The sequence below is a fragment of the Microcystis sp. M53602_WE12 genome (assembly GCF_030065455.1).
GTDB lineage: Bacteria > Cyanobacteriota > Cyanobacteriia > Cyanobacteriales > Microcystaceae > Microcystis > Microcystis aeruginosa.
Map to the genome: position 1 here is coordinate 1 of NZ_JASJFB010000574.1, position 1,533 is coordinate 1,533.

A 1,533-nucleotide genomic window follows, 5' to 3' on the forward strand; every position below is an offset into this window, starting at 1 on the left:
CTTATAGAGAAAGGCATTTAGCGATTTTTGTCAATTGTTTTTTATCTAGAGCGAACTAATCAATTAAGTCTCTTGCCAGATAAGGATTTAGTCGATTTATGCCCCCCTATCGAACCATAACAAGTAACGAAGAGCCGAAATTATGGCTCTTCTGGTTTCTGTGTGGAGGGAAGAAGAATAGGGATAATTTTATAGAAATATAGTCTTCAAAGCCTTGCCTAGCAAGACTCCTACGAATGATAATCAGTGCTTATCACACAAAGTAGAGAAGAGCCAAATTATTAAAGCCGAAACAGAAAGAGCAGGAAGATTTATTATCGCCTGTTCTCGACAAGGAAAACCTATCGGCGGAAGAAATGCTTGATGAATATAAAGCACAACAATCTTGTGAACGAGGATTTAGATTCATTAAAGACCCCTTATTTCTAGCAGATAGTGTCTTGGTGAAAACCCCAAAAAGGATAGAAACAATGGTTTTTTTAATGGGAATATGCTTATTAGTATATAGTCTGGGACAAAGAATGTTAAGAGGGGAACTACAAAGGAAAGGTGGAAAAGTCAAAAATAAACTTGGTAAAGCCACAGATAAACCAACTTTAAGATGGATATTTCAGATTTTACAGGGGATTCATTTAGTCAAGATTAATGCTCAAAGCCACATCAGTAATTTAACTGAGGAGATTCTTGATATTCTTGAATATTTTTCGATTTATTGCCAAAATTACTACCAAGTAAGTTGAGAATCAAATTGAGCAAATTCAGTTTAAGTCAATCCCAGAAAAAACTTTTTCCCCGAAAAGTGTCCAATAAATTAGGCCACTTTAGTTTAACCATGTCTAACTTGAGCGATCCTTGCTTCTGTCAAATTATTCTTGGTGAAGTCAGATGTAAAAATTCTCTAATGTCAACAAATTTTGTCGGTTCAATCAGTTTTTCTTGGTGGCGTTATTGCGACTTAATCATAAAGTGCGGAATGTGGGTTTTAATCTCTAGTGATATCCAATCCTGTAGGGTGCGTTACATTTCATTAACGCACCTTATTACTGTTTTGAATGCAGTTCCAAATTTTCAGTTGTTAAAAAGTATTTGTCAAATGATGATGAACTTTAACGAATCAAAGTAATAGTAATTCCCAGAGATAAACTGGTCCATACTTTGTCTGCTGTTAACACAGGTAAATTCAAGCGTTTACCTAAAGCAAGACAAGCACGATCTCCTAAGGATAATCCTGCACTTTTAGTTAAAACTCGAAATTTAGCTATAGTTATAGCATCTTCCTCATTGCAAGCAATAATTTCTAGACTATTTTGTAATAATCCTTCGCCAATTCAAAAATGAAACGCATCAACCTCAAGAGTTGACAAAGAAAGGCTCATCAGGTACTGTCTGATCATTAACAAAAACAAATCAGACCCAAAAACGAAGCCCCCAACATCTTAACATAGAACAAAGAAACTTGCTCTACCAACTTAGTCAGGAGGGAAATTTATCTCAACGGCAAATGGCCGTCTGGCTCGGATGTCATCAAAGCAC

At 35.7% G+C, this 1,533-nt stretch carries 1 protein-coding gene and 1 pseudogene; both read left to right on the top strand.

Annotation, left to right across the window (positions count from 1 at the left end; genetic code table 11):
• Positions 1-265: 265 nt before the first annotated feature.
• Positions 266-740 (top strand): annotated as a pseudogene (locus PX482_RS18455) (IS1634 family transposase); the annotation flags it as partial.
• Between the two features lie 701 nt (positions 741-1,441).
• Positions 1,442-1,533, top strand: a 92-nt coding sequence (locus tag PX482_RS18460; protein WP_194033543.1) for a helix-turn-helix domain-containing protein, incomplete at its 3' end; no start/stop codon positions are given.